Origin of the sequence: Parafrankia sp. Ea1.12 (assembly GCF_900465275.1) — a bacterium.
GTDB classification, from domain to species: Bacteria; Actinomycetota; Actinomycetes; order Frankiales; family Frankiaceae; genus Parafrankia; species Parafrankia soli.
In genome coordinates, this window is sequence record NZ_UBIZ01000328.1 from 22964 (window position 1) to 46586 (window position 23623).

Here is a 23623-nt window from a genome sequence, read left to right on the forward strand (position 1 = left end):
GAGATCATCTTCCGCATCCGCTCGCCGAGCGTCTCAGCGCGTCGCGCGGATGGACTCCCGCAGCGAGGTCAGCGTGGCGGCGATGGCCGTCGGCTCGTAGCCGCAGTGGGCCATGCAGTTCTCGCAGCGGGGGTCGCGGCCGCGGCCGTACGACTCCCAGTCGGTGGTGTCGAGAAGCTCCTGGTAGCTCGAGGCGTATCCGTCACCCATCAGATAGCACGGCTTCTGCCAGCCGTAGAGGGAGTACGACGGAATTCCCCACGCGGTGCAGGGGAAGTCGACCTTGCCCTCGAGGAAGTCGAGGAACAGCGGCGAGTGCTGGATGCGCCAGCGCTTGCGCCGGCCGTCGGCGAACGCCTTGCGGAAAAGCTCCTGAGTCTCCTTGACGCCCAGGAACTTGTCCTGCTCAGGGGCCTTCTCGTAGGCGTAGGCCGGCGAGAGCATCATGCCGTCGACATTGAGGTCGTTGTTCAGGAAGTCCAGCACCTCGATGACGGTTTGCGGGGTGTCGGTGTTGAAGAACGTGGTGTTCGTCGTCACCCGGAATCCGCGTTCCTGCGCGTCCTTGATCGCGTCGACGGCCTGGGCGAAGACGCCCTTCTTCGCCACGGACTCGTCGTGGCGGTCCTCGAGCCCGTCGATGTGCACCGCGAGCGACAGGTACGGCGAGGGCTTCAGCTTGTCGATCTTGCGCGGGAGCAGCACCGCGTTCGTGCAGAGGTAGATGAACTTCTTGCGCTTGACCAGGCCTTCCACGATCTGCTCGATCTGTGGGTGCATCAGCGGCTCGCCACCCGCCAGACACACGACGGGCGCGCCGCACTCGTCGACGGCGGCGAGCGCCTGCTCGACCGGCATGCGCTGCTTGAGGACGTCCGCGGGGTGCTGGATCTTGCCGCAGCCCTCGCAGGAGAGGTTGCACGCGAACAGCGGTTCCAGCTCGAGCGTGATCGGGAACTTGTCTCGACGTGCGATTTTCTGCTTCAGCAGATAGGCACCGATCTTGATCGCCTGACGCCGCGGAATGCTCATATTCACCCTTCCGGTGTTGATCTACGTTCGCCTGGTGGGTGGTGGAGTCGCGATGCCGTACCGCTCCCCTAAGTCTAAGGAGGCGCCTTATCTAGTTCTTGGAAAAATTCTTCGATGAGAGCTACTTAACCGGCTGGCCGAGATCTTTTTCCGGTCAACTATGTCGCCACCAGCCCGTTTACCGAAGCGAGATGCGATTTTCACGTACCCGCCGGCTACCGCGGTCTCACATCGAACTGGACCTTTGGGCCCGTCTTAGGTCATCGTCAAGGGCACAACGCCCGTCGAGGCGGCGGACGTCCGACTGCTCGCGTACGCACCCGCGAAAGCCGTTGCCCGGCCAGTCAGGCCCGGCGAAGCAGGTCGGAGCCACGACCGTAACCCGGTGGACGGAAATGCGCCGCGCCCGAACGTGCCGGGTCATCGGGCGGGCGGGTCACCGTGCCATCCGGTACCGGGACGCGGGCGGGCCGTCGGATGCCGCCACCGGACTGAAGACCCCGGTCACGCGGTACGTCTCGGCGGGCACCGGCACCGGGCCCGGTCCCGGGACGCGGAATCGTCCCGGCGCGGCCTCGGGGCGCCGATACCAGTACGGGGGCGCCCGGCGGAGCCGGTCCCGGCGGCCGGCGGGGGCGATCGACGTGTATGCGGGGGAGCAGACGCTCGGCCGCGGCATCCCGGCCTGGGGGAGACGAAGGAGCCCGCGGGCGCAGAGGGAGTGGAACGCGCGGAGGAGACGGGGGCGCAGAGGCAGCCGAGGAGACGGCGGAGATCGCGTGGGCGCGGGCGGTGCGCGGCCACGCATGGCCCGCCCGGTCGCGCGGGCCGACGGGTTCCGTTCGCCGGCTTGGGCGTCGGTGCCGTCGAGGTGGTGTGCACCGGTGGTGATCACGGTGCCGGGCGCGGTGCGCCTGATCGTCCAGTGCTGGAGCCGGGGTGGCTTCGTAGCCGACACGATCCGGCGGGTGCCGGGCGGCGTTGTCGGGAACCGTTGTCAGGAACCGTTGTCGGGCGGCGTCATCGGGAACCGGTGCCGGTCAGCGTCGTCGGGGCCGGCACCGGCGCGCTCGTGGTTCGGCCCCGCCGCGGGAGCGCCGTCCCGGGCGGACCGTGCCGGCGGCGGCCGACCACGAGCTGGCGGACGTCACATGTCGAGGCGTGACTCGATGGTGCGCAACCGGTGGCGGGCCATCGCCAGGTTCGCGCGGCTCTTGTCCAGCACCAGATACAGGAACAGGCCGCGCCCAGTGTGGCTGCTCAGAAGCCTGATCAGGTGGTACTGCCGACCGAGGGTGATGAGGATGTCCTCGATGGTGTCCTGCAGGCCGAGGCTCTCCATCGTGCGGATCTTCGCCCGGACGACCTCGGTGTTCCCGGCGGCCGCGATCTCCAGGTCGAAGTTATGGATGTTGCTCAGCTTGCCGAGCGTCATCCCACTCGTGAAGTCGACGAGGGCGACCCCGGTCGCCCCCTCGATCTCCAGCGATTCCTTCAGTGCAACGTCGACGCTGTTCATGTCGCCTCCCACGTGATCATCAACTTCTTCCAGGGCAGCCAGGTCACTGCCTTCGTCGTTGGCGGATCGGTCCGCTCGTGCAAACCACCAGGTCCCGAGCCTTATCCGCATTTCGCCCCACCTGAAAATGGGGGCACTCTCCGGGTCGTCGAGCGCCATGTCGTGGCGGCCCTCTCTCCCGGCAATGCCAACTCGCAGGTGCCTGTCAGGGCCATCTCACCAGGATTCGGGCAGATCTGACCCGTGCATTGGTGGAGCACTTCGCACGGTGATCGACTGACCAGGCAATTAGAGTGTCGCGAGTGCATAAATTGAGAGGTCCGTGGGATTGTCTACCTGAATTCGTATAACCGCAGGTCAAGACAGGTGTCGAGCCCCAGGAGCAGGCGGCGCCGGCGGGACGGGCACGCGACCCGGCCGATTCGTCCCGTGGCCGCGGTGGTCTCGGCCCCGCCACACCGCCCCGAAGCCCCCACGTGGCAGGCGATCCACCATCGTTCCGTGGACGGCCCTCCGGTCCTACGGCCTACAACCGGGAGCCGCCCGCGATGCCACGGGCCACGCCGAGCACGCGTTCAGAGCGGAACGTGTGCTCAGAGCTGAGCGATCTGCTTGGCGATCGTCTCCACGTCGGAGTAGGTCACACCGATCAGCCCGACCTGCTTCCAGCGTAGTATGCCGTTCGCATCCACGAGGAACACCGACCGGCGTAGTCCGAGTCCTGGCAGGGAGATGCCATACTGCTTGACGACCGTGCGGTCGTCGTCCGCGAGCAGGGGAAAGCCGAGAGAATACGAACGGGCGAAGGCTTCGTGGCTGTCGAGGTCCTGCGGGCTGATTCCCCAGACCAGGGCCCCGAGGTCACGGAACACCTCGATGCCGGCGGCGTAGGAACACATCTGCTTCGTGCAGACCGGAGTGTTGTCACCCGGGTAGAAGGCGAGGACGACCGGGTGGCCCCGCTCCCCGGAGAGGGCGAACTCGGACCGGGTGGCCTCCTCACCGGTCAGCGTCAGGCCGGGCAGGGTGAAGTCGGGCGCCGGCTGACCGATCGCGGGCGTCGCCATCTCAGGCCACCCCCCACTCGCGGCCGAGCGACCCGCCGGGCATGACACGGCGGCCCGGGTCACGGGGGCAGCCGGGGTGAACCCGCCTGGTGGGATCGTCGAGAAGACTCGACATCTGGCTCCTTCCGGGTGCGCCGCGGCGGGGACCGGTCGCGTGCGCCGGGTCACTGGACCCGCGCCCGTGGTGGATGACGGCCAAGCCGTGGATGGCTGAATTAGGTAGCCGTACCGGTGACGTAAAGCGCCGTGTCACGTTTTCGGCTGTTTCGGTCACCTTTCCACCCACCCACGGGCCGCGGAGCTCGCGGGGGACGGGGCGTCCGAGCCCCGAGCGGGCGTGGGATCTGAAGTGTGGCGACTGAGAGAGTCCATGGTGTCACTCGGTCGCCACGCTTCTGTCCGGTGCCGGGATGGGATCGGGTTGGGGTGCGGCTCGGGCCTCGGGGAAGGTGCCGGGAGGTCCGGTGTAGGGGCGGGTGGTGCGCGGTGGTGTCGTCTGGACATTGTTCTTCTATTGAGGGACCAAGGGCCCTGGTCTGCGGCGATGGTCCCGGCTTCCGGGAATCGGAGTCCGCGGGGCCTTCCGTGCCGCGACAATGGCCGGTCGGGATTGCAGGCCTGTGGCACCGCTCCGAGCGAAGGCCTGCCCACCCGGGTCCGGCTCATATCGAGTCGCCAATGTGTCGATAAAGTGAATGGCTGGCATTTCCGGTTACACGGAACGCATACTGCACGGTCCTGGTATTCCACCGGCGGCTGCGTCGTCGGGTGGCTCTGCGGCACGTGGTCGGCGGCCCCGGATCCTCCAGCTGGTCGACCTGCGTTCCGTCGGGTTCCGTAGCGCGCGGAATGGTGGAGGATGACCTCTTCGGCGGTGAAAGAAGGGTCGATTCCTGACGCGGTGGAACCGTCGCCGAGCGACTTCTTTCGCATCCGCTGGCCGTCTCCGTCGACTACTTTGAGTCACATGACGCGCTGGTGGCTCGCGTCCACGCCCCGCGCTCGCGGCTCCGCCATGCCCTCCCGCGGTAGCCGAGCCGCGGAGCCGCCGCGGTTCCGCGGAGCCGCCCAGCCGCCCAGCCGCGGTTCCGTGGAACCGCGGAATCGCAGCTCCGTAGTCCTGTCACGCCACTGCGTCACGTAGCGCCGTAGCGCCGTAGCGCCGTAGCGCCGAGCAGGCGACGCGCTCGGCGGTACGGCGGAATGGCTGGTTCAGAAGGTGACGGGTTGCGGAACGCCGCCGCTGCGGGCCAGGAGCACGTCGAGGTCGTAGTCGTACCAGCGGCGCAGCGGCCGCGGCGATGCCGAGCGGCCCCACTCGTACATCTGGCGCTGCGCGTCGAACGAGCCGTCGTGCCACCTGCGCAGGACGTCGCCCAGACGCAGCGGCTCGGGCAGGAAGGCGGCGGTGCCTAGCAGGTCCGCGAGGCGTCCGACCGCCTCGGTGGGTGTCGCCTGGCCCTGGTCCACCTCGTCCATCACACCGCCGAGCCGGCGGAACAGGTCCTGGAACTCGGGCAGGTCCGGGCAGAAGGTACCGGGGAAGGGGGCGTCGAAGAGCCGGTCGAACAGCGCCGGGTCGCCCCGCTCGAGGAAGCCGAAGTAGGTGCCGACGATCCGCGAGATGCCCAGGTTCCAGGCCATGAACCACACCTTGGACCAGGCCCGCCACAGGTCGAAGTCCTGGAAGGACGTGTACGAGCCGGCCACCAGCCGGTCGTTCACGTCGAGGATCGTCTGGTTGAGCTGGTCGATGGAGGCGAAGCGCTCGGCCGAGAGGTCGCCGTCGGTGAGGGCGTCCATGAGCATGGGCGCGAAGGCGTAGATGACCTGCATGGTGTTCGCCATGCCGCGGGAGAACAGCGCGTCGATGGCGCCGGCGGCGTGGCTCATCATGGTCCAGCGGTCACCCACCGTCCGGGTGCTGGAGTACTGGGTGCGCCCGGTGGACACCCAGTCCCAGGTGGGCCGGGCGGCGGCGAACTGGCGCGCCACGCTGGGGAAACGGTCCAGGTAGGTCTGCCACTCCTCGTCGGCGGTGACGCCGGGCTGCTTCGGGAAGCGGCGGGTGTCGAGGTTGAGGCCGACGCTGCACAGCGGGTTGGTGGCGCTCTGGTGGTTGTCGAACGGGATCACCCAGAGCCACCCGCCGTCGAAGATGTGGTGCAGCGTCCCCTGGTGCCACGGTGACGGCTGTCCGCTGGGCCGGGTCACCTCGTCGAACGGGGTGACCCCGACCATGTGGGTGAACAGCGTCCGCGAGTGTGTCCTGAACCGGCAGGGGTCCTCGCGCAGGCCGTACTGGTTGGCCAGCACCGAGTTCCGCCCGGAGGCGTCGACGACGTAGCGGACCCGGATCCGCTCACCGGCCCGCGTCGTCAGGGTGGCCGCGTCATCGGTGATCTCTACGTGGTCGACGAAGGTCCGCTGCCGCGGGTGGGCGCCGTGGCGCACCGCGGAGTAGAAGAGGTAGGAGTCGATGTCCTGGCGGTGCATGTGCATCTCAGGGCCGTTCGGGAACTCCGAGACACTGCACTGCGTGACCTCCTCCGGGTCCTGGATCTCCCCCTCCCGGTGGTAGACGAAGCCGAAATTGCGTTTCACGCCGCACGCGGACGAGACGTGCTGCCGGACGCCCTCGAAGCTGCTGACATGGCCGAGCTCCGGGACGTCGAAACGTTGCGCGAGAAGTTTCAGCAGATAGGTCGTCTCGCCGATCGTCGATTCCCCCAGTGCGAATCGCGGGTGTGTTCCACTGTCGATGAGTACCACACTGTGACCGTGGCGGGCGAGGATGTTGGCCAGGGTCGAGCCGGCGATGCCGCTGCCGAGAATGGCAACCGAATAGTCGTACTCGCTCATTGCGTGACTCCCTGTACGCCGCTATCGGAGATGATCAGCGGGTCTCGCTCCGCTTGCGGGCTCTCGAGATCCCCCGATCCCTTCACAATCGCGTACTGAACCACTTATCCGTCCGTTGGTCTAGATAAACGCAATATAAACTCGGATGGATAGGCAATTCTCCCGATATCGTTTGGTATAGAGTTTTTGCTCCTATATTTACCGATTAAGGTAAATGCCCGGAATCGTCCGTTGGCAGGGTCGTCGGCGGGCCCGTCCCGGCGCGGCGGCGGCCGGCGGGCTGCCACGCTGGTGGCATGGATGTGGCATGGATGCGGTGACGCTGTCGGTGGTGTCCAGTGCGCTGGGCGGCATCGCGGAGGAGATGGGGACGCTGCTCGTCCGGAGCGCGTACTCGTCCAACATCAAGGAGCGGCGCGACTGCTCGGCGGCGATCTTCGACGTGGACGCCCGGATGATCGCTCAGGCCGCCCACGTGCCGGTGCACCTGGGCGCCATGTACGAGTCGGTCCGGGTGGTCGCCGAGCGCGGGCCGCTGCCTGGTGACGTGTGGGTGCTCAACGACCCGTTCTCCGGCGGGAACCACCTGCCCGACGTCACGCTGATCTCCCCGCTCGCGTTCGACGGCGAGGTGGTCGGCTACGCGGCCACCCGGGCGCACCACTCCGACATGGGCGGGATGCGTCCCGGGTCGATGCCCGCGGACTCCACCGAGATCTTCGCCGAGGGCCTGATCATCCCGCCGGTCCGGCTCGTCCGGGCGGGGCGCTGGGAGGAGGACCTGCTCGACCTCATCTGCGCGAACTCGCGGACGCCCGACCTGCGCCGCGGTGACCTGCGCGCGCAGGCGGCGGCGAACGGGCTGGCCGCCACCCGGCTGGCCGAGCTCGCGCGCCGGCACGGCACCGGGCTCGTCCTGGAGTCGTTCGCCGAGGTACTCCGCTACGGCGAGCGGCGCAGCCGGGCGGTGATCGCGCGGCTGCCCGACGGCGTCCACCGGGTGGAGAGCGAGCTCGAGGGCGACGGCGTCGACGACCGGGACATAGCGCTGCGGGTCGCGGTGACCATCGAGGGCGACGGCATCACCGTCGACTTCACCGGCACGTCACCGGCGGTGCGCGGCAACGTCAACTGCCCGCGCGCCGTGACCCGCTCCGCGTGCTGTTTCGCGCTGCGGGTGCTGCTGCCCGACGACGTCCCGACCGGCGACGGCACCTACGCCCCGCTGACCGTGGTGACCGAGCCCGGTTCGCTGGTCGACGCGCAACGCCCGTCCGCCGTCGTGGCGGGCAACGTGGAGACATCGCAGCGCATCGCCGACACGGTGCTGGCGGCCCTGCGGCTGGCGGTCGGCGCCGGGTCGGACGTCCTGGCGGCGCCCGGGCAGGGGACGATGAACAATCTGGTGATCGGCGGCGCGACCTGGACGTACTACGAGACGCTGGGCGGAGGGCAGGGCGCGTCCGCCCGCGGCCGGGGCCCCTCCGGGGTGCACGTGGGGATGACGAACACGCTGAACACCCCGATCGAGGCGCTCGAGCTGGAGTACCCGATGCGGGTGGAGCGCTACGAGCTGGCCGACGGCACTGGTGGGGCCGGCAGGCATCCGGGCGGGGACGGCCTCGTGCGCTCGGTGCGGGTGCTGGAGCCGGCGACGCTGTCCGTCCTGACCGACCGGCGGCGGCACGCGCCCGGTGGGGTGGCGGGCGGTGGGCCCGGCGCGGTCGGGCACAACGATGTTGACGGTGTTCCGCTCCCGCCGAAGGCGAGCCGGCAGCTCCCTGCCGGGTCGGTCGTCACTCTGCGCACACCGGGCGGTGGCGGATGGGGCCCGCCGCCGTAATTCCTCGGGATCGACATCATCGCGCAGGGTGTACGTCTGGCTGTCGATCGTTATCTGGACGGCCACGCGCCCACCTTCGCGCGCGTGTTCGACTGCGGCGATGCGCACCGGGCTACCCATAGACCAAAGGTGTGATCGGTAGATCTATGTAATTGGCTGCGGACGGACCACACAGCGTTCACGATCGAGGGTGACCCGACCGGGATGCGAGGAACCGGGAGGCCACATGGAGGCTGAGTTCGGTGTTGGCGCCGCGATGGCGGTGGCCGCGGTGCCCGGTGCGCCCGCGACCCCGACCGCGACCGCCGCGACCGCCGCGCCCGCCGCGACCGCCGCGGCCGTGACCGCCCCTGCCCCACGCTCACCGCTGGCCAGGGCGTTCGACGGCGCGCTGGTCGCGGTCGGCGCGACGGCGGACCCGGGGGAACGGGTCGCCGCGTTCGTGGACCTCGTCCGGAGGTACCAGGAACCTGGTCGGCACTACCACACCCTGCGGCACGTGGCGGAGACGACCGCCGCCTTCCACCTGCTGATCGCCGCCGACCGGGCCGAGGCCGCCGAGGTGCGGCTACCGGTCTGCCTGCTCGCCGTGCACTTCCACGACGTCGTCTACGACTCCCGGGCGCGGGACAACGAACAGCGCTCCGCCGAGCTCGCCGCCGGCGTCCTGACCCGTCTCGGCTGCCAGGCCGAGGCGATCGCCGACGTGTGCCGCCTGGTCGAGGCCACAGCGGGGCGCCGGGCGGTGTCCGTCGACGAGGCGTTCGTCAACGACGCCGACCTGCGGGTGCTCGCGCGTCCCGCGCCCGCCTACGACCGGTACGTCCGCCGGGTGCGCCTGGAGTACGCCTGGGTCGGTGGCGACACCTGGGCCTCCGGGCGCGGCGCCATCCTGCGGCATCTGCTGGACGGGGAGATCTACGCGACCTCCTGGGCCCGCAGGCACTGGGAGCCGGCCGCCCGCGCCAACCTCAACCGCGAGCTCTCGGCGCTCTCCCTGACCTGAGGGCTGTCTTCGGCCGCCGGCGCGGATCACCTTCCGGCCACGGCCGACCGTCGCTGGCCGGAGCGGAGACAGAGCCGGTCGTCGATGCGGAGTCGCCGTTCGGCCGATGCCCGCGACGGGCGTCGGCCGGCACGATCATCGCCATGATTCGTGTCGAGTCGCTGACCAGACGTTACGGGGTGTCCACCGTCGTACGGGACGTCTCCTTCACCTGCGAACCGGGGACGGTGACGGGCTTCCTCGGCCCGAACGGCTCCGGCAAGTCCACCACACTGCGCATGATCACCGGCCTGACCAGGCCGGACGCCGGCCAGGCCACCGTAGACGGACATCCGTTCGCCGCGCTGCCCAACGCCTCCCGCGCGGTCGGCACGCTGCTGGACGCGTCCGCGACCCACCGCGGCCGCAGCGGCCGGGCGATCCTGCGGACGGCCGCGGACATGGCCGGCGTCCCCCGCCAGCGGGTCGAGGAGATGCTCGACCTGGTCGGTCTCGCCGGCCCGGCGGCCGGCCGCCGCTCGGGTACCTACTCGTTGGGGATGCGCCAGCGGCTCGGCTTCGCCCAGGCGCTGATCGGCGACCCGTACGTCCTCATCCTGGACGAGCCGGCGAACGGCCTCGACCCGGAGGGCATCGCCTGGATGCGCCGGCTGCTGCGGGAGTTCGCCGCGCGCGGCGGGACGGTGCTGCTGTCGAGTCATCTGCTCGGCGAGGTGCAGGCGACCGTCGACCGGCTCGTGGTCATCGCCGCGGGCGCGGTGGTGGCGCGCGGGCGGCTGGACGAGCTGCTCGCCCCCGCCGGGCTGATCGTCGGCGCGCCGGACCGGGCCGCGCTGGCGGCGGCACTGTCCCGGGCGGCGATCCCGTTCACGCCGAATCCGGACGGGGCCCTGCTGGTGGACGTCTCGTCCGGCACGACCGCGGCGGACGTCGCCCGGGCCGCCGTCGGCGCCGGCGTGCTCGTGACCGAGCTGCGCCCGGCGGACCACGGAACCCTCGAGGACCTCTTCTTCTCGCTCACCGCCTCCCTCCCCACGGATGTGCCCGCCGGCACCGGCACCGTTGCCGCCAGCTCCGTTGCCGGCTCCGCCGCCGGCACCGCTGCCCGGACCGAGGTGGCCCGATGACCGTCACCGCCACGAGAACCGGTGGCCCCGGCGCGGTGGCACCGCGGCCGGCCGCCGTCCCGATCCCGTTCGCCCGGCTGGTGCGGGTGGAGTGGGACAAGTGCCTGGGCACCCGCGCCACGCGATGGCTGCTGGCCGTCGCCACCGCCGTGTCCGTCCTGTGCCAGCTGGTCCCGCTCCTGCTCCCGGACGACGTCGACCAGTGGGCATCGGTCTATCTAGGCCTCGGCTCGGTCGGGTTCGGCGTGCTGCTGCCGGTCGTCGTGATCCTGGCGCTGACCAGCGAGTGGACGCAGCGCACGGTGCTGGTGACCTTCACCCAGGAGCCACGCCGCGCGCGGGTGCTCACTGCGAAGATCACGGTCGGCGTGATCCTGGCCCTGCTCGCGGTCGTCGCGACCTTCGTGATCGCGCTGGGCGGGATGGCGGTCGCCGAGTGGGGGCTGGGCCGCTCGGTCGTCGCCGACCGCCCGTGGAGCCTGCTCGTCCTGGGGCTCGTGCTCGCCTCGGTGGTCGGGACGGTCTCGGCGATGGGTTTCGCGGCGCTGTTCGGCTCGAGCGCGGCCGCGATCGTGAGCGTCTACCTCATCCCGACCCTGTGGGGCGTCGTCTTCTCGTTCGGAGTGCTGCGGAAGCTGAGTCCGTGGCTGGACAGCGCGCGGTCGGTAACCTGGATGCAGGAGGCGCGGTTCGACGGCCATCTCGGCCAGATGGCCGTCTCGTCTGCGCTGTGGGTCCTGGTGCCGCTGGTGGCCGGCTTCGTCCGCACCCTGCGCCGCGAGGTCTCCTGACGGCCTCACCTGCCGGTGGCGGGTGTCGGACGTCCGCCAGGCGTCGGATGCCCGGCGGGCGGGCTGCCGGCGGGCGGGCTGGTGGCGGGTGTGTCGCCGGAGGAGCGGCGGGCTCGTCGGCGTAGCAGCGCGGCGACGCCCGCCCCGGCCAGCAGGACTCCGCTGAGCACCGGCCCGGCGGTGAACTCGGCCGCGTCCGGTTCGAGGCCGGGCCAGACGAGGGCGAACAGCAGCAGCGAGCAGATGGCCCCGACCGCGCTGGTCAGCAGCGGGAAGCGGCGGACGCCGGGCAGCCCGAGCAGCGCGAGCCCGCCCAGCACACAACCGAGGACCGCGCCCGCGAGCAGCGCCGCCCCGACGGAGTGGACCACGACGGCCGGCAGCCACCCCGGCTGCCACGACCACGAGTCGCCGTTCCAGCGCAGGCGCTTGCCGCCGCCCGCGCCGGCCGTCCCGAGCGGTGCGCCCGGCCAGACCAGCAGGTGCACCAGGCCGTGGGTGACGATGACGAATCCGCCGGCCCAGCTGGCGCCACGTCTGACCGCGCCGCGGCCGACCGAGTCTCGGCTGACGGGGCCACGGCTTACCGAGCCCTCGCTGACCGGGCCGAGGGTCACCGGGCCACGCTCACGCCGGTTCGCTCACTGCAAGGTGACCGCGTCGACGTCGGACCCGGCGTCGGCGCCCGGCCCTTCCCAGCCCGCCGGATCCTCCCGGCGTGCCGGATCCGTCCAGCCGGTGGCCGCCGAAGGAACGGTGGAGGCGGGCGTGTCCGCGGAGAGCGCGTGGAGGTCGCCGGCGGTGGCGGTACCCGACTCGGCCGCGGCGGCGAGCACCGTCGCGGCGAGGACGGGGTCCAGGTCCGGTGGAACCGACCGCAGATCCAGCAGGCAGCAGCCCTGCTCGACCCGTCCGAGGACGGACGGGCGGCCGCGGCGCAGGAAGGCGGCCAGGGCCGCGTCCAGCGCGACGGCCGCACTCGGCAGGCCGCTCTCCCACACGTCCGGCCCCGACCCGTAGACCGTGTGGCCGCCGTGGCCCGCTCCGGTTCCGACGGCGCCGCGGCGCACGGCGGCCCCGGCCCGGGCGGTGTCGTCGATGCCGTCCGAGCCGACGACCGCCCGGCTGGTCACGGCGGAGGCAGGGACCCCGGACTGCCGCAGCCAGGACGCCAGCCGCTCGGCCCGGTGCCGCAGCTCGGCGGGCTCGGCGCGCAGCGACCTGCGGACGGGGTTGTCCCCGGTGCCCAGCGTGGCCTCCAGTGCGGCCAACGTCAGTTTGCCCACCCGCAGGGCGCGGGCGAGCGGATGCCGGCGCAGCCGGTCGACCAGGTCCGCGCGGCCCAGGACGAGGCCGCACTGCGGCCCGCCGAGAAGCTTGTCGCCGCAGGTGGTGACCAGGCTGACCCCGCAGCTCAGCCAGGTCGAGGCGTCCGGTTCGTCGGGCAGGGTGGGCTCGGGGTGCAGCAGTCCGGATCCGGGATCGCCGACGAGTGGCACACCGCGGCCGGCGCACAGCTCGGCGAGATCGGCGAGCGCCGGGGCCGTCGTCAGCCCGACGACCCGGTAACTGGGCGGATGTACCCGAAGTACGAAACCGGTGCCTGGCCCGATGGCGTCGGCGTAGTCGCCGAGTGTGGTCCGATTTGTGGTCCCAACCTCGCGCAGCCGGGCTCCGGTCGACGTCAGCAGCTCGGGCAGGCGGAGCCCGTCGGCTGTCTCGATGAGCTCGCCGCGGCTGATGACTATCTCCCGGCGGCCCGCGAGCGCCGCGGCCGACAGGATGAGCGCGGCCGCATTGTTGTTGACCACGTGCACGGAACGGGCCATTGGCACGGCCGCGGCCAGCGCGGTCATCGCCGTGCGGCCGCGCCGGCCGCGGCGACCCGTGACCAGGTCGACCTCGACGTCGCAGGTCCCGGCCGCGGCGTCGAGCGCGGTGCGGGCCGCCGGGGACAGCGGCGCGCGGCCGAGGCCGTCGTGCAGGAGAATGCCGGTGGCGTTGATCACCGGGCGTGGGCCTCCGGCCTGCCGGGCGGGCGCCACCAGCACGGCGGTCGGCGCGGGCGTGGTGAGGAACCGCGTCGGCTCGGTAAGAGGTCGACCTGGATCGGCGGTCACCTTGAGTGATGTTAATGGCCCTTATCTGTGATGGATGGTTGGCTCTCCGTCGTCTGTCCCCGATGCGTGGCCTGACTGTCGTCCTGAGACGGGATCGCCGTGGGTTCCGTCAGGGCGTTGTTGGGGGTAGCTTCGGAGCTGAAGGGGAGTAGCCCCGCCGTGTGGCCACCGGCCGTGTCCGATCGCCGCGCCCGTGTCACCGCGCTCCGTGCGCGGCGGATGCGCCGCGGTCGTCGGGCCGCCGGGGAGCCGCACGGTCCGGCGCGTCGACATACTGGCCCGACCTGTTCGGGCCCGGCCGTCGGGCCTGACCTCCGTCAGGTGGGCGAGACCTTCGATCTGGCTGTCATGCCGGGTCGAAGGCGGCTCCCGTCCCGGCCCGGCTCCAATGAGAGGGACCCGAGCCGTGAGCCTCACCGCCGTACTTGTCACCTTCGGTGTGATCTTCCTGGCGGAACTGCCTGACAAGACGATGGTGGCGAGCCTCGTGCTGGGCAGCCGCTACCGTCCCCTCTACGTCTGGACGGGTGTCGCGGCCGCCTTCGCGATCCACGTGACAGTGGCGGTCGCCGCCGGCAGCGCGATCTCGCTGCTGCCCGGGCGGCTCGTCGACGCGGTCGCGGCGGTGCTGTTCGCGCTCGGCGCGGTGCTGGTGCTCCGCGAGGGACGCGAGGAGACCACGGACGAGTCCGAGCCCAGCCCGGCCGAGGCGCTGCCCGCGCCGAGGGCTGCCACCGTGGTCGCGGAGCCGGCGGGCGGTGCCGGTGCGGCTGGCGGTGCTGGCACCGGGCATGCGTCCGGCCCGGTTCCCGCTGCGGAGCCGAGTTCGGCGCGCCCGGCGAGCGCGGACCCGTCGCGGTCCACGTTCCCGCGGGTCGCGGCGACGTCCTTCGCGGTCGTGTTCGTCGCGGAACTCGGTGACCTCACACAGTTCTCGACGGCGAACCTCGCCGCCCGGTTCTCCGCGCCGGTGGCGGTGTGGCTCGGCGCGGTCCTCGCGCTGTGGACCGTCGCGGGTCTGGCCATCGTCGGCGGTCGTGGGCTGCTTCGTGTCCTGTCGGTAAAGGTGATCACGCGGATCGCCGCGGTCGCGTTCACGGCACTGGCGCTGATCTCGCTCGTGGACGCCATCCGCGGCTGACCGCCCGGCACGGGCCCGGTTCGCCGGCCGAACGCGGCGCGGCAGACTCCGCACATGCCGCCGCGACGCAGGACCGACCTTTGGCAGCCGCTCCCTCCGGCCATCGACGACCAGCCCGGGAGTGCCGCCGCGTCCGCGGGAGGTGGCCGCCGGGTCGTCCGTGGAACCGTCGACGACCTGGCCGCGGCCGTCAGCGAACTCGACCCGGACGCCGGTGGCCTGACCGGGACGACGGTGGAGTCGATCGTCCTGGCCGGCGCCCGTGTCCTGGGCGGGCGGGTCACGGGCCTGCGGTTGCGCGACATGGTCGCCGATCAGGCCGTCCTGGCCGGCATCGTGCTCGACGGGGGCGGCGCGACGCGGGTCCGGGCCACCGGCGGCCGGGTGTCCGGCACGGTGTGGATCCGCGGGGAGCTCAACGACGTGGTGTTCGACCAGGTACGGGCGGACGGGCTCGCGCTGCGGGCCTGCCTGCTGCGCCGGGCGCGGTTCGTGAACTGCGACCTCTCCGGGCTGGATATGACGGACACACGGCTCGACCACGTGCGGTTCGAGGACTGTGATCTCAGCTCCGCGATCTTCACTGGTACGCAGATCGCGGCGGCTCAGCTGCGGGGATGTCGTTTCGACGGCGTGGTGGGAGCCGATGGCCTGGCTGGAGCCGAGGTGGACTCGTCGGACCTGGCGAGTCTCGCCGGGCCGATGGCCGCCGCGCTCGGAATATCTGTGGTCTGAGCGTTTCCGCCCGTACCTGGGTTGTGCCTGGTCGCGTTCGGTGTAGCGGGCGATACCGGTGCTGGAGTGATACAGGCGGACCGCGACCGCGACCGCGAGGCCGCCGGTCGCGCGCGTGACGGCCGTCGCCTGAGGTACCCGTGGTCCGGAGGCTCGACCCCGACCTCCGGTCCGGATGACCGATTCGGATGTCCTTAGTGGGAATTCTCCTGATTTCGGGTGAAGGTGGAGGATCGCCGGAATGCGGAACGTGATGAAAGGCGCGCGGACCCATGAACGGGATGTTTCCGCCCTGCTGGGAGACCTCGCGACGGTCCGTGCTTATATCGGTGCGTCGATCGCGCTTGTGGCGATGTGGACACGAAGAGTGCCCCAATACGCCCGATCGAACCGGTGGCGATGGGGCTGCCGGCGGACAGCGGAGGGAACGGCGACGAGATGATCACGGAGGAGGGCAGCTGCGGTGCCTGGCAGCGCGTGCCCGAAGAGATAGCGATACGGCTCGACGATGTGCCAGGAGCCGCGTACGAGGTGCCCAGCGAGGTGACCTGCGCGCTTCAGCAGGGCCACCCGGACAACCACATGGCGGTACTGCAGGGATGGGGGAACGAGGAGGTCTGGCTGTCGTGGTCCGCCCCGAGGACCATCACGGCTCCCGGGTGCCGCGCCGAGGGGATGACCTGCCTGCTTCCGACCGGCCATCAGGGCCACCACTATGTGATCATGGCTGACGTGGTGGAGGACGAGGGCCCGTACTGGGTCGCCGACCGCGCCGATCTGGACACGCGGCGGGCCGGCGTCCCCGGGGGCTGACCGACCTGGCTGTTCTCCGCTGGCAGGCAGTGGCCCGGCAGTGGTGTCCCGCCGCGGGCACCTGCGGTTTCAGGGCCGCCGCGGGCATCGGCGGCTTCTGGACCGCCGCCGGTACCAGCGTCTTCAGGGCCGCTGCCGGTGCTGGCCGAAGACGAGGACGACCTCGGTGTCGGTGACGAAGTCCTGCAACCGGGCCTCGGCCGGCACGGAGGCCAGCGCCTGGCGCAGGCCTCCGGCCGTCGTGCCCTCGGTCGCCACGACCGTGAGCCGTGAAGCGCCCCCGGCCGGCTCGGGTGCGGCCCGGAACGCGGCCGGCCGCGTGGAGACGATCGTCATCAGGTGATCGACTATGCGGAGGATCTCGTCCGGCTCGAGGTCGACGAAGGCGGCACGGCCCGGTTCCGGCGGTTCGATCCGCAGCCGCACGGTCACCTCCTCCTCCTTGCCTTCCGTGTCCTCGTCGTCCGTGATCTCGTTGTCGCTATTGACGTGAGCGCCCCGGGACCCGCCCGTGGGCCCAGTCTCCGGACGGCCCCCCGAACCGGGCGTCACGGTGACGGTGACGGCGGTCCCGTCGACCCGGCCGACGAAGATCCTGGTGTCACTCGGGAACGTCGGGACGTCGGTCGGGGCCGTCGTGGTGCCGGTCGGGGAGATCGCCGGATCCGAGGGTGACCCGGAGTGAGCGTCGCGCGGCCCGGTGGCCGGGGCCGTGATGGGGCTGGGGGTGGATCGGGGCATCGTTACTCCTGTCCGCGGCCGAGGGATTGCTCGATCGCTGTTCACGGGACGACGCTCTCATGTGAATTTCGGCCATTACACCCCGCGGGCCGGGGAGCTTTACCCGGCATCCGCCTTTCCTCGACGGATCGGCGGCGGAGATCGGTGGAGGTGGCCGCGGTGGGCCGTCCCGCGTGAAACAGGACCACCGTGAAACAGGACCACAGAGAGACGCAAATTCCGCCGGTCGGTTGCTCCACGTAAACCAGATTGCTTCAGGTAGCTGTTCTACGCCATCGGGTGTCAGCGCAGGCCGGGGGAGATCGCTGTGGCCGCTCCCACGCCCGCCCACGGCGAAGACGCGGACGGATGAAAACGTGACGGACGCGCGGGTGTGAGCCCGATAGCGGAGGGGTAGTAGCTGGATTATCGCGCTTGTCAGGAGCGCGTCGCGCCGCGGGAGGCAGGCCGGCCGTGCTTCCCGCCCCGCACCGTCGTTTCGGCCGACAGCGGAGCCATGGTCCCCAGCGTGCGTGTGGAAGTGACAGGTCGGGACGCTGTCGTGGTGCACCCGGTTGGCGAGATCGACTACTCGTCACTGGAACCGCTGCGGGAGGCGTTGCTCGACGCCCGAATCGCCGGAGTTCGTGAGATCGTCGTCGATCTCGAGCAGGTCTCGTTCCTGGACTCGCAGGGGCTTGCCGTGATCCTCTACGCGCACCAGCGGCAGCGGTCCGCGGGCGGGCGCCTGATTCTGCGAAACCTGAACGAGAACACCTACCGGCTGCTCGACGTGACCAATCTGACGACCGTGATCGACGTCGACCACGGCTCGGTCGCCGTCCCGAACGGCACGCGCTCCAATGCTGCGCGTCCGAACGGCATGCGGGCGAGCGGCGCGCGTGGCATGGAACGGTGGCCGGGAGTGGTGTCGCGCCGCGGAGCCTGAGCTGCCCGGCCCCTGAACGGACCCGTCGCTGCGTCCATCCACGGCACCGGGCCTAGCCGCGCGCCGGGTGCCGGTAGGAGACGTCGGCGGCGTGCCGGCGGAACCCGAGCCGGGTGTAGAGACGGACGGCGCGCGCGTTGTCCTCGTCCACGTAGAGCATCACCGAGGCCAGGCCGATGTCGCGCAGGTGCCGCAGACCCACGATCGTCAACGCCGCGCCCAGCCCGGTGCCCGCCGCCGCCGAGGCCACTCCGACGACGTAGACCTCACCGATCGGCCCTGGTTGCCCGGCCGGCTGGTCCGGCGCGGCGGGGTGCTCGGGTACCGGGTCCTGCGGGTGCACCTTGGTCCAGTGGAAGCCGAGCAGGGCGCCGTTCCGTTCGGCGAGGAAGAAGCCGGCCGGGTCGAACCAGGACTCACCCTCCCGCGCACGCAGGTCGTCCAGCGTCCAGCGGCCCTGCTCGGGGTGGTCGGCGAAGGCCTCGGCGTTGACGGCGAGCCAGGCCTCCTCGTCCACGCCCACTTCGAAGGCCCGGATCGTCACGTCGGCCGGGATGATGGGCCTTGGCAGATCATCCGGATCACCGGGGCGGGCCGAAGCCAGGGGCCGGCGCAGCTGCAGGAGCACCCGCTCCCGGTCGAACCCGTTGCGCGCGGCCAGCGCGGCCGCGGCCGGTGTGTCCCCGTGTGCCCAGATGTTCAACGAGACCGGTGACGTCGTCGCGAAGAGGGCGTGGACGAGCGCGGTGCCGACTCCCCTGCGGCGGTGGTCGGGATGGACAACCAGCTCAGCCTGCCGCTCCATGGCCGTGCCGCCGAGCGCCGCGTAGCCGACGACAGCCGAGCCGGCGCGGGCGACCAGGTGCTCCACGCCGCCACCGACCGGGCCGGGGCGGAGGGCGAGGCGGACGTCCTCGGAGACGCCGCCGTTGCCGTCGGCCCGCTCGGCCGCGGCCAGCAGGTCGGTGATGGCGGCGATGTCGGCCACATCGAGCGCGCGGAGCCAGCTCAGCGAGGTCACCAGTCGACGTTAGTGCGTCCGGGCCGGACATTCGCCCGGCACGAGGACGTTCCCCAGAACGTCGATCTTCCCGGTACCGGTGTCAATGTGACGAGCGCCGGCGGGGGGCGGTGGCGGCGGGACCTGTGTCCCGCCCGGTCGCGGCGGAGCCTGCGTCTGCACGTGACCACGAGGTTACGTCAGGCGTCAACGGACGCCGACCATGGCTGTCCGTGACCGGTGGCGGAAGGCGCCGGTAGCGGAAGGCGCCGGTGGCGCAGGGCGATGGTGGCGGAAGACGCCGGAAACGCCGAAAGGGTCCGGCGGTCGTCGTCACCGACGACCGTCGGACCCTTTCGGAACGCGCGCGGTGGTGCTGGCGCGAGCCCCGTGCCTGTGGAGCAAGTGGCGCCTGTGGAGCGGGTAGCGCCAGTGGTGAGGTCAGACGCGCTCGGGGGTGCGGATGTCGTCCCGGTCCATACGGTTGGCACCGGACTCGGGCAGCGGCGAGATCGGCGGCGCCACGAACTTGTAGCCAACGTGGCGGACGGTTCCGATCATCGCCTCGTGCTCGGGCCCGAGCTTCGCCCGCAGCCGGCGGACGTGCACGTCAACCGTGCGGGTGCCGCCGTAGTAGTCGTAGCCCCAGACCTCCTGCAGGAGCTGCGCGCGGGTGAAGACCCGCCCCGGGTGCTGCGCGAGGTACTTGAGCAGCTCGAACTCCTTGAACGTGAGCTCGAGCGGACGTCCACGCAGCTTGGCGGAGTAGGTGGTCTCGTCGACCGACAGGTCGCCGGACCGGATGACCCCGGCCTCGGCCGTACCGCCGGCGGCGGCGACCCGCCCGATGGCCAGGCGCAGCCGCGCCTCGACCTCGGCGGGACCCGCGGTGTCGAGGACCACGTCGTCGACGCCCCAGTCCGCCGACACGGCGGCGAGCCCACCCTCGGTGACAAGGGCGAGCAGCGGGGTGGTGAGCCCGGTGGTGCGCAGCAGCCGGCACAGGCCCCGCGCGATCACGAGCTCACGGCGGCCGTCGACGACGATCACATCGACCGGCGGTGCGTCGAGCAGTGCGCTTGCCTCCAGCGGTGCCACCCGGACCGTGTGCGTGAGCAGGCCGAGCGACGGGAAGGACTCGGCTGACGGACCGGGGGCGTTGGTGAGCAAAAGGACGACGCTCAAGACGGCTCCTCCAGGTGCGGTGTGTGTTGGGGCAGCGTCGACCCAGCGATCCTTGTCTCCGGTGTCCCACGTTCCACGACCGTCATGGGCATGAAACGAGCACCGGTCCATGGGGAGGATAGCGGAGTGCCCTACTCCGCTCCTACTGTCTACCGACTTCTTCCCACCGCAGACGCTGAGATCCTGGCCACGGAGCTGCGTAATCGTGTTCCCGCGGTGACAGACCCGCACGGGGTCTGCGTCGTTCTCGTCCACGGGTTCTCCGGATCGATCGGGCGACCCGCGCTGCGTGCTGTAACAGCCGGATTGCGCACGCACGTGAGTGTGCTGTCGATGGACCTGCGAGGTCACGGCAGATCGACCGGCACCTGCACTTTCGGGGACCGCGAAGTCCTGGATGTCGACGCGGCGGTAGGCGAGGCGCGACGGCTCGGCTACCGCGAAGTGGTCACTATGGGGTGGTCCATGGGTGGTGCCGTGGTGGTCCGGCACGCGGGGCTGGCAGCCGGCGGCGAGCCGGCGCACGGGCACCGGGTCCGGCACCGTCCGGACGCGGTCGTCGCCGTCAGTGCCGCGAGCCGGTGGTTCGTCCGCGACACGGCGCCGATGCGCCGCATCCACTGGTTCGCCGAGACGGCGTCCGGACGAGCCGCGGCCCGGGTCGCCCTGGGCGTGCGCATCGCCGCGCAGCCATGGCCGGCGGTGCCGCCCTCGCCGGTCGAACTCATCGGACGGATCGCGCCGACGCCCGTCCTGATCGTGCACGGTGACCGTGACTCGTACTTCACGCTCGAGCACCCGCGGGCGCTGGCCGCCGCGGCCAGCCCGACCGGGCAGCTGTGGGTGGTCCCGGGATTCGGCCACGCCGAGGCCGCCGCCACCGCGGGCCTGCTCGACCGCATCGGCGCCCACCTGCCCGATCTGCTGGCCGGCCGTCCCGAGTGGTCGGCGCGCGCGGGGCGCATCGCCGGGGAGACGGCCGAGGGCCTGGGGGCGGGTCTCGACGCTGGCCGGGGGGTTGGCCGGGGCCCGGGAGGTGACACGTCCCCAATACTGGGCGAACCGTCGTCCGGAGTCCTGCGGCCACCGGTCGCGCGGCGGGGAGCGGCGGGGGAGTGGCGTCGTTCCGGCCCTGGCCGAGGGAGCCGGTCACGACGCGGTTGACGTGGATTGAGTCGACGTGGACTGACCGGACGCGGTCGACGTGGACTAGACGTGAAGGAGAACCGTGGCACGCATCATGGTCAGGTACTGGGCCGCGGCCCGCGACGCGGCCGGCGTCGCCCAGGAGGAGCTCGACGCCGCCACCCTCGCGACCGCGCTGGCCGACGTCACCGAACGCCGGGGCGAGCGCCTCGGTGCGGTACTCGCGAGGTGCGCCTTCCTGGTGGACGACGAGCCCGTCGGCCGGCGTGATCCCGACAGCGTCACGCTGCGGGAAGGCGCGCTCATCGAGGTGTTACCCCCGTTCGCGGGGGGATGAGCCGCTCTCTCTTTGACGTCGTGCTCGCCGTTTCGGGGTCGATGGGGCTGCTCTGCTCCTGAAGCGGCGAGTGGGACGGCGAACGACAAGTAGTTCGATGATTCGGTGCGGCCTGGGTCGCGATGACGGCGCTGGGTGCGGGCGTCCGCGGCCGGCTGACGCACGGACACATGCAGCCACCGTTGGGCCCTGGAATCTTCGTCGATCGACCGTGGCAGCATGGTGCGGTGCCCACGCCCGAGCCCGGTTCGCCCGGATCGCCGGAAGTCGCCCGGCCGGTCGGTGCGGCACGCCCGGCCGAACCGGCCCTGCCGGATCCGTCGGTCGCGCCGGGCGAACCGGACCTGCCGGTCCCATCGGTTCTGCCGGGTGGGCTTGAGGCGGTGTCCGTCGGGGCGACGGTCGCGGTGCTGGCCGCCGGTGCGGCGTTCGCGGCGGTCGCTGGTCCCTGGGCGCTGGCGGGAGTGCTGCTCGCGGCGCAGATTGTCCTCGGCTGGGCGTGGACGCGCTCCCTCGGTGCCTCGGCGGGAACCGTCGCCCTCGTCGCCGGCAGCGCGCTGGCCTGTGACCTCGCCGTGCTCTGGCCCGGCGACGGCGAAGCGGGCGGTCACGGCTACGACGACAATGGGATCGGCACGGTCGCCGGCGTCATCGGGGTCTCCCTCGCGGTGACGGTGCTCTACCAGCTCGCGCGGCGCGTACACCGGCCCGGCCCCGCGGCGGTGCCCGCGGAGGGTCGGCCGTCCCGCGCGGCGGACCGGGTCAGCGGTGACATGGCTGCCGCGCTGGGCGGTGTCGCCGTCACCGCCTTCCTGACCGGATTCCTGGTGCTGCGCTCGGAGGCCGGAGCCCCGAACCCCGCCGACAGCATGGTGATCGCCGGGCTGATCGGGGCCGGGACGTCGGTACTGGCCGGCCGGCTGCTGGCCGCGCTCGCCGGCCTCGGCCGTTTCGCGGCGCCCGGCGGACCTGGCTCGGTGGGCGGGGGTGTGGCACGAGCTGTGGTCCTCATCGCGGCGGCGTTCGGCGCCATGGCGGGTGCGGGTGCGGGCTCGCTCTACGGCTCGCTCACGGACCTCGGGGCGGCCCCGGCGGCCGCCCTCGCCGCCGCCGGGGCCGTTGCCGCCGCGTGCGTGAGCCTCCTGCTGGGCCAGACCGCGCCCGAGGCACCGTCCGCGCCGGACTCCGAGCCACGAGCCGGGGCCCTCGCCCCGGGTGGCCTCGCTCCGGGTGGCCTTGCCTCGGGCAGCCCTGTCTCGGGCAGCCCTGCCTCGCGTGGCGTTCTCGCTCCGGGAGGCGCCCTGGCCGGGGTGCTGCTCGGCGCGCTGCTCCCGATCGCGCTGGCGGCGCCCATGGTGTACCTCGTCGGCAGGCAGCTTCCCGGATGAGCCCCGGTGGCCGGCGCGGCCTGCGCATCTTCCTGATCACAATGGTCGTGGCTCTGATCGTCGTCGGGGTGCTGGACCGGGTCGCCGCACGCGTGGTCGCCGACCAGATCGCGACCAGGGCCCAGAACGCCGAGAACCTGGCGCAACGGCCAGATGTGTCCCTCGGCGGCTTCCCCTTCCTCACCCAGGTCGTCGCCGGCCGGTATCGCGACGTCCAGCTCGAGGTCCGCGGCTACGAGCAGGACGGCACACGGATCGATCGCGTCCACGCCGACCTGACAGGGGTGCGGCTCCCGCTCTCCGACGTCCTGCGCGGCGCGGTCGAGCGGGTGCCCGTCGACCAGGTCGACGCCGAGGTCGACCTGACCTTCAACGACCTGAACGCATACCTGGCCAGTCAGAACTCGCAGCTGAAGATCAGCCCGGCCGGGCAGGGGATCCAGGTCGGCGGAACGGTCGATCTCCTCGGCACGGCCTACCCCGTCTCCGGTACGACCGATATCGGCGTCGCGCCGGACGCTGTCACCTTCACCCCGCGCGACCTGGCCCCCGGCCTGGCGGCGGTGATCCCGCCGGGCCTGCTCGACACCGTCCGCTCACTGCTCACGGTGCGGGTGCCGGTGACCGGGCTGCCGTTCAACATGAAGCTGCGGTCCGCCACAGTGGGCGCCGACCGGCTGACGTTCGCCGCTGGTGGGGAGAACGTGCTGCTCGACGCCACCGTCGCCCCGACGGTCGCCCCCGCGGGCACACCCGGCCTCTGACCCGCGGCCCGGCGCGCACGCGCGCCTCGCGCCTCGCACGGAGGTGGGAAGGTTTCGCGGTCCTGAGGCGCTGCACCC

The 23623-nt window shown here is 71.6% G+C and carries 21 protein-coding genes; 12 read left to right on the top strand and 9 right to left on the bottom strand.

What is annotated here, in order from left to right; all coding sequences use genetic code 11:
* Window positions 1-33 precede the first annotated feature (33 nt).
* The 4 genes from hpnH to FMEAI12_RS17855 all read right to left on the bottom strand — a co-directional run bounded on the left by hpnH (window position 34) and on the right by FMEAI12_RS17855 (window position 6480).
* Window positions 34-1032 carry an adenosyl-hopene transferase HpnH gene (gene hpnH, locus FMEAI12_RS17840; RefSeq protein WP_112106915.1) on the bottom strand — a complete coding sequence of 333 codons (999 nt, stop codon included), beginning with the start codon at window positions 1030-1032 and terminating at the stop codon, window positions 34-36.
* 1147 nt (window positions 1033-2179) lie between these two features.
* Window positions 2180-2551: a hypothetical protein gene (locus FMEAI12_RS17845; RefSeq protein ID WP_020463613.1), complete on the bottom strand. Its 372-nt coding sequence runs from the start codon at window positions 2549-2551 to the stop codon at window positions 2180-2182.
* Between the two features lie 593 nt (window positions 2552-3144).
* Window positions 3145-3618 (bottom strand): peroxiredoxin, encoded by a 474-nt coding sequence (locus FMEAI12_RS17850; protein ID WP_112106916.1) that lies wholly within the window; start codon window positions 3616-3618, stop codon window positions 3145-3147.
* A 1212-nt stretch (window positions 3619-4830) separates the two neighbouring features.
* On the bottom strand, window positions 4831-6480 hold the full coding sequence (locus FMEAI12_RS17855) for an NAD(P)/FAD-dependent oxidoreductase (RefSeq protein WP_112106917.1): 1650 nt from the start codon (window positions 6478-6480) through the stop codon (window positions 4831-4833).
* A gap of 307 nt (window positions 6481-6787) precedes the next feature.
* Here FMEAI12_RS17855 and FMEAI12_RS17860 point away from each other — a divergent pair, with 307 nt between their 5' ends.
* The 4 genes from FMEAI12_RS17860 to FMEAI12_RS17875 all read left to right on the top strand — a co-directional run bounded on the left by FMEAI12_RS17860 (window position 6788) and on the right by FMEAI12_RS17875 (window position 11247).
* On the top strand, window positions 6788-8323 hold the full coding sequence (locus tag FMEAI12_RS17860; RefSeq protein WP_112106918.1) for a hydantoinase B/oxoprolinase family protein: 1536 nt from the start codon (window positions 6788-6790) through the stop codon (window positions 8321-8323).
* A 226-nt stretch (window positions 8324-8549) separates the two neighbouring features.
* Entirely contained in the window at window positions 8550-9329 is a 780-nt protein-coding gene (locus tag FMEAI12_RS17865) for a hypothetical protein (RefSeq protein ID WP_112106919.1), read from the top strand.
* A 143-nt stretch (window positions 9330-9472) separates the two neighbouring features.
* Window positions 9473-10456, top strand: coding sequence for an ABC transporter ATP-binding protein (locus FMEAI12_RS17870; RefSeq protein ID WP_235014133.1), 984 nt, complete (start codon window positions 9473-9475; stop codon window positions 10454-10456).
* Complete coding sequence (locus FMEAI12_RS17875) at window positions 10453-11247, top strand: ABC transporter permease (protein ID WP_112106920.1); 795 nt, start codon at window positions 10453-10455, stop codon at window positions 11245-11247. Before FMEAI12_RS17870 ends, FMEAI12_RS17875 begins: the two co-directional genes overlap by 4 nt.
* 5 nt (window positions 11248-11252) lie before the next feature.
* Here the strand turns inward: FMEAI12_RS17875 and FMEAI12_RS17880 are convergent, their stop codons facing one another.
* Together FMEAI12_RS17880 and selA are read right to left on the bottom strand one after the other, a co-directional pair.
* Window positions 11253-11864 (bottom strand): hypothetical protein, encoded by a 612-nt coding sequence (locus tag FMEAI12_RS17880; protein ID WP_112106921.1) that lies wholly within the window; start codon window positions 11862-11864, stop codon window positions 11253-11255.
* Between the two features lie 24 nt (window positions 11865-11888).
* Window positions 11889-13367, bottom strand: coding sequence for an L-seryl-tRNA(Sec) selenium transferase (selA, locus tag FMEAI12_RS17885; RefSeq protein WP_112106922.1), 1479 nt, complete (start codon window positions 13365-13367; stop codon window positions 11889-11891).
* 406 nt (window positions 13368-13773) lie between these two features.
* Here selA and FMEAI12_RS17890 point away from each other — a divergent pair, with 406 nt between their 5' ends.
* The 3 genes from FMEAI12_RS17890 (at window position 13774) to FMEAI12_RS17900 (ending at window position 16056) form a co-directional block, all read left to right on the top strand.
* Window positions 13774-14508 carry a TMEM165/GDT1 family protein gene (locus FMEAI12_RS17890; protein WP_112106923.1) on the top strand — a complete coding sequence of 245 codons (735 nt, stop codon included), beginning with the start codon at window positions 13774-13776 and terminating at the stop codon, window positions 14506-14508.
* A gap of 54 nt (window positions 14509-14562) precedes the next feature.
* Complete coding sequence (locus FMEAI12_RS17895; protein ID WP_235014134.1) at window positions 14563-15243, top strand: pentapeptide repeat-containing protein; 681 nt, start codon at window positions 14563-14565, stop codon at window positions 15241-15243.
* Between the two features lie 399 nt (window positions 15244-15642).
* Window positions 15643-16056 (top strand): hypothetical protein, encoded by a 414-nt coding sequence (locus tag FMEAI12_RS17900; protein ID WP_235014147.1) that lies wholly within the window; start codon window positions 15643-15645, stop codon window positions 16054-16056.
* Window positions 16057-16179: 123 nt separating this feature from the next.
* On the opposite strand, the gene FMEAI12_RS17905 is transcribed toward FMEAI12_RS17900, so the two are convergent.
* Window positions 16180-16797 (bottom strand): hypothetical protein, encoded by a 618-nt coding sequence (locus tag FMEAI12_RS17905; protein WP_112106924.1) that lies wholly within the window; start codon window positions 16795-16797, stop codon window positions 16180-16182.
* Window positions 16798-17293: 496 nt separating this feature from the next.
* Here FMEAI12_RS17905 and FMEAI12_RS17910 point away from each other — a divergent pair, with 496 nt between their 5' ends.
* Complete coding sequence (locus FMEAI12_RS17910; protein WP_235014135.1) at window positions 17294-17725, top strand: STAS domain-containing protein; 432 nt, start codon at window positions 17294-17296, stop codon at window positions 17723-17725.
* A 52-nt stretch (window positions 17726-17777) separates the two neighbouring features.
* On the opposite strand, the gene mshD is transcribed toward FMEAI12_RS17910, so the two are convergent.
* Both mshD and FMEAI12_RS17920 read right to left on the bottom strand, forming a co-directional pair.
* Window positions 17778-18746: a mycothiol synthase gene (gene mshD, locus FMEAI12_RS17915; protein ID WP_112106926.1), complete on the bottom strand. Its 969-nt coding sequence runs from the start codon at window positions 18744-18746 to the stop codon at window positions 17778-17780.
* A 420-nt stretch (window positions 18747-19166) separates the two neighbouring features.
* Window positions 19167-19910 carry a response regulator transcription factor gene (locus FMEAI12_RS17920; RefSeq protein ID WP_020463598.1) on the bottom strand — a complete coding sequence of 248 codons (744 nt, stop codon included), beginning with the start codon at window positions 19908-19910 and terminating at the stop codon, window positions 19167-19169.
* Between the two features lie 90 nt (window positions 19911-20000).
* On the opposite strand from FMEAI12_RS17920, the gene FMEAI12_RS17925 reads away from it, so the two are divergent.
* From FMEAI12_RS17925 to FMEAI12_RS17940, 4 genes are all read left to right on the top strand, one after another.
* Window positions 20001-21074 carry an alpha/beta fold hydrolase gene (locus FMEAI12_RS17925; protein ID WP_235014136.1) on the top strand — a complete coding sequence of 358 codons (1074 nt, stop codon included), beginning with the start codon at window positions 20001-20003 and terminating at the stop codon, window positions 21072-21074.
* 64 nt (window positions 21075-21138) lie between these two features.
* Window positions 21139-21393 (top strand): MoaD/ThiS family protein, encoded by a 255-nt coding sequence (locus FMEAI12_RS17930; protein ID WP_020463596.1) that lies wholly within the window; start codon window positions 21139-21141, stop codon window positions 21391-21393.
* 383 nt (window positions 21394-21776) lie between these two features.
* Window positions 21777-22781 (top strand): hypothetical protein, encoded by a 1005-nt coding sequence (locus FMEAI12_RS17935; RefSeq protein WP_235014138.1) that lies wholly within the window; start codon window positions 21777-21779, stop codon window positions 22779-22781.
* Complete coding sequence (locus FMEAI12_RS17940; RefSeq protein WP_112106928.1) at window positions 22778-23545, top strand: DUF2993 domain-containing protein; 768 nt, start codon at window positions 22778-22780, stop codon at window positions 23543-23545. The genes FMEAI12_RS17935 and FMEAI12_RS17940 overlap by 4 nt, the downstream gene beginning before the upstream one ends.
* Window positions 23546-23623 lie beyond the last annotated feature (78 nt).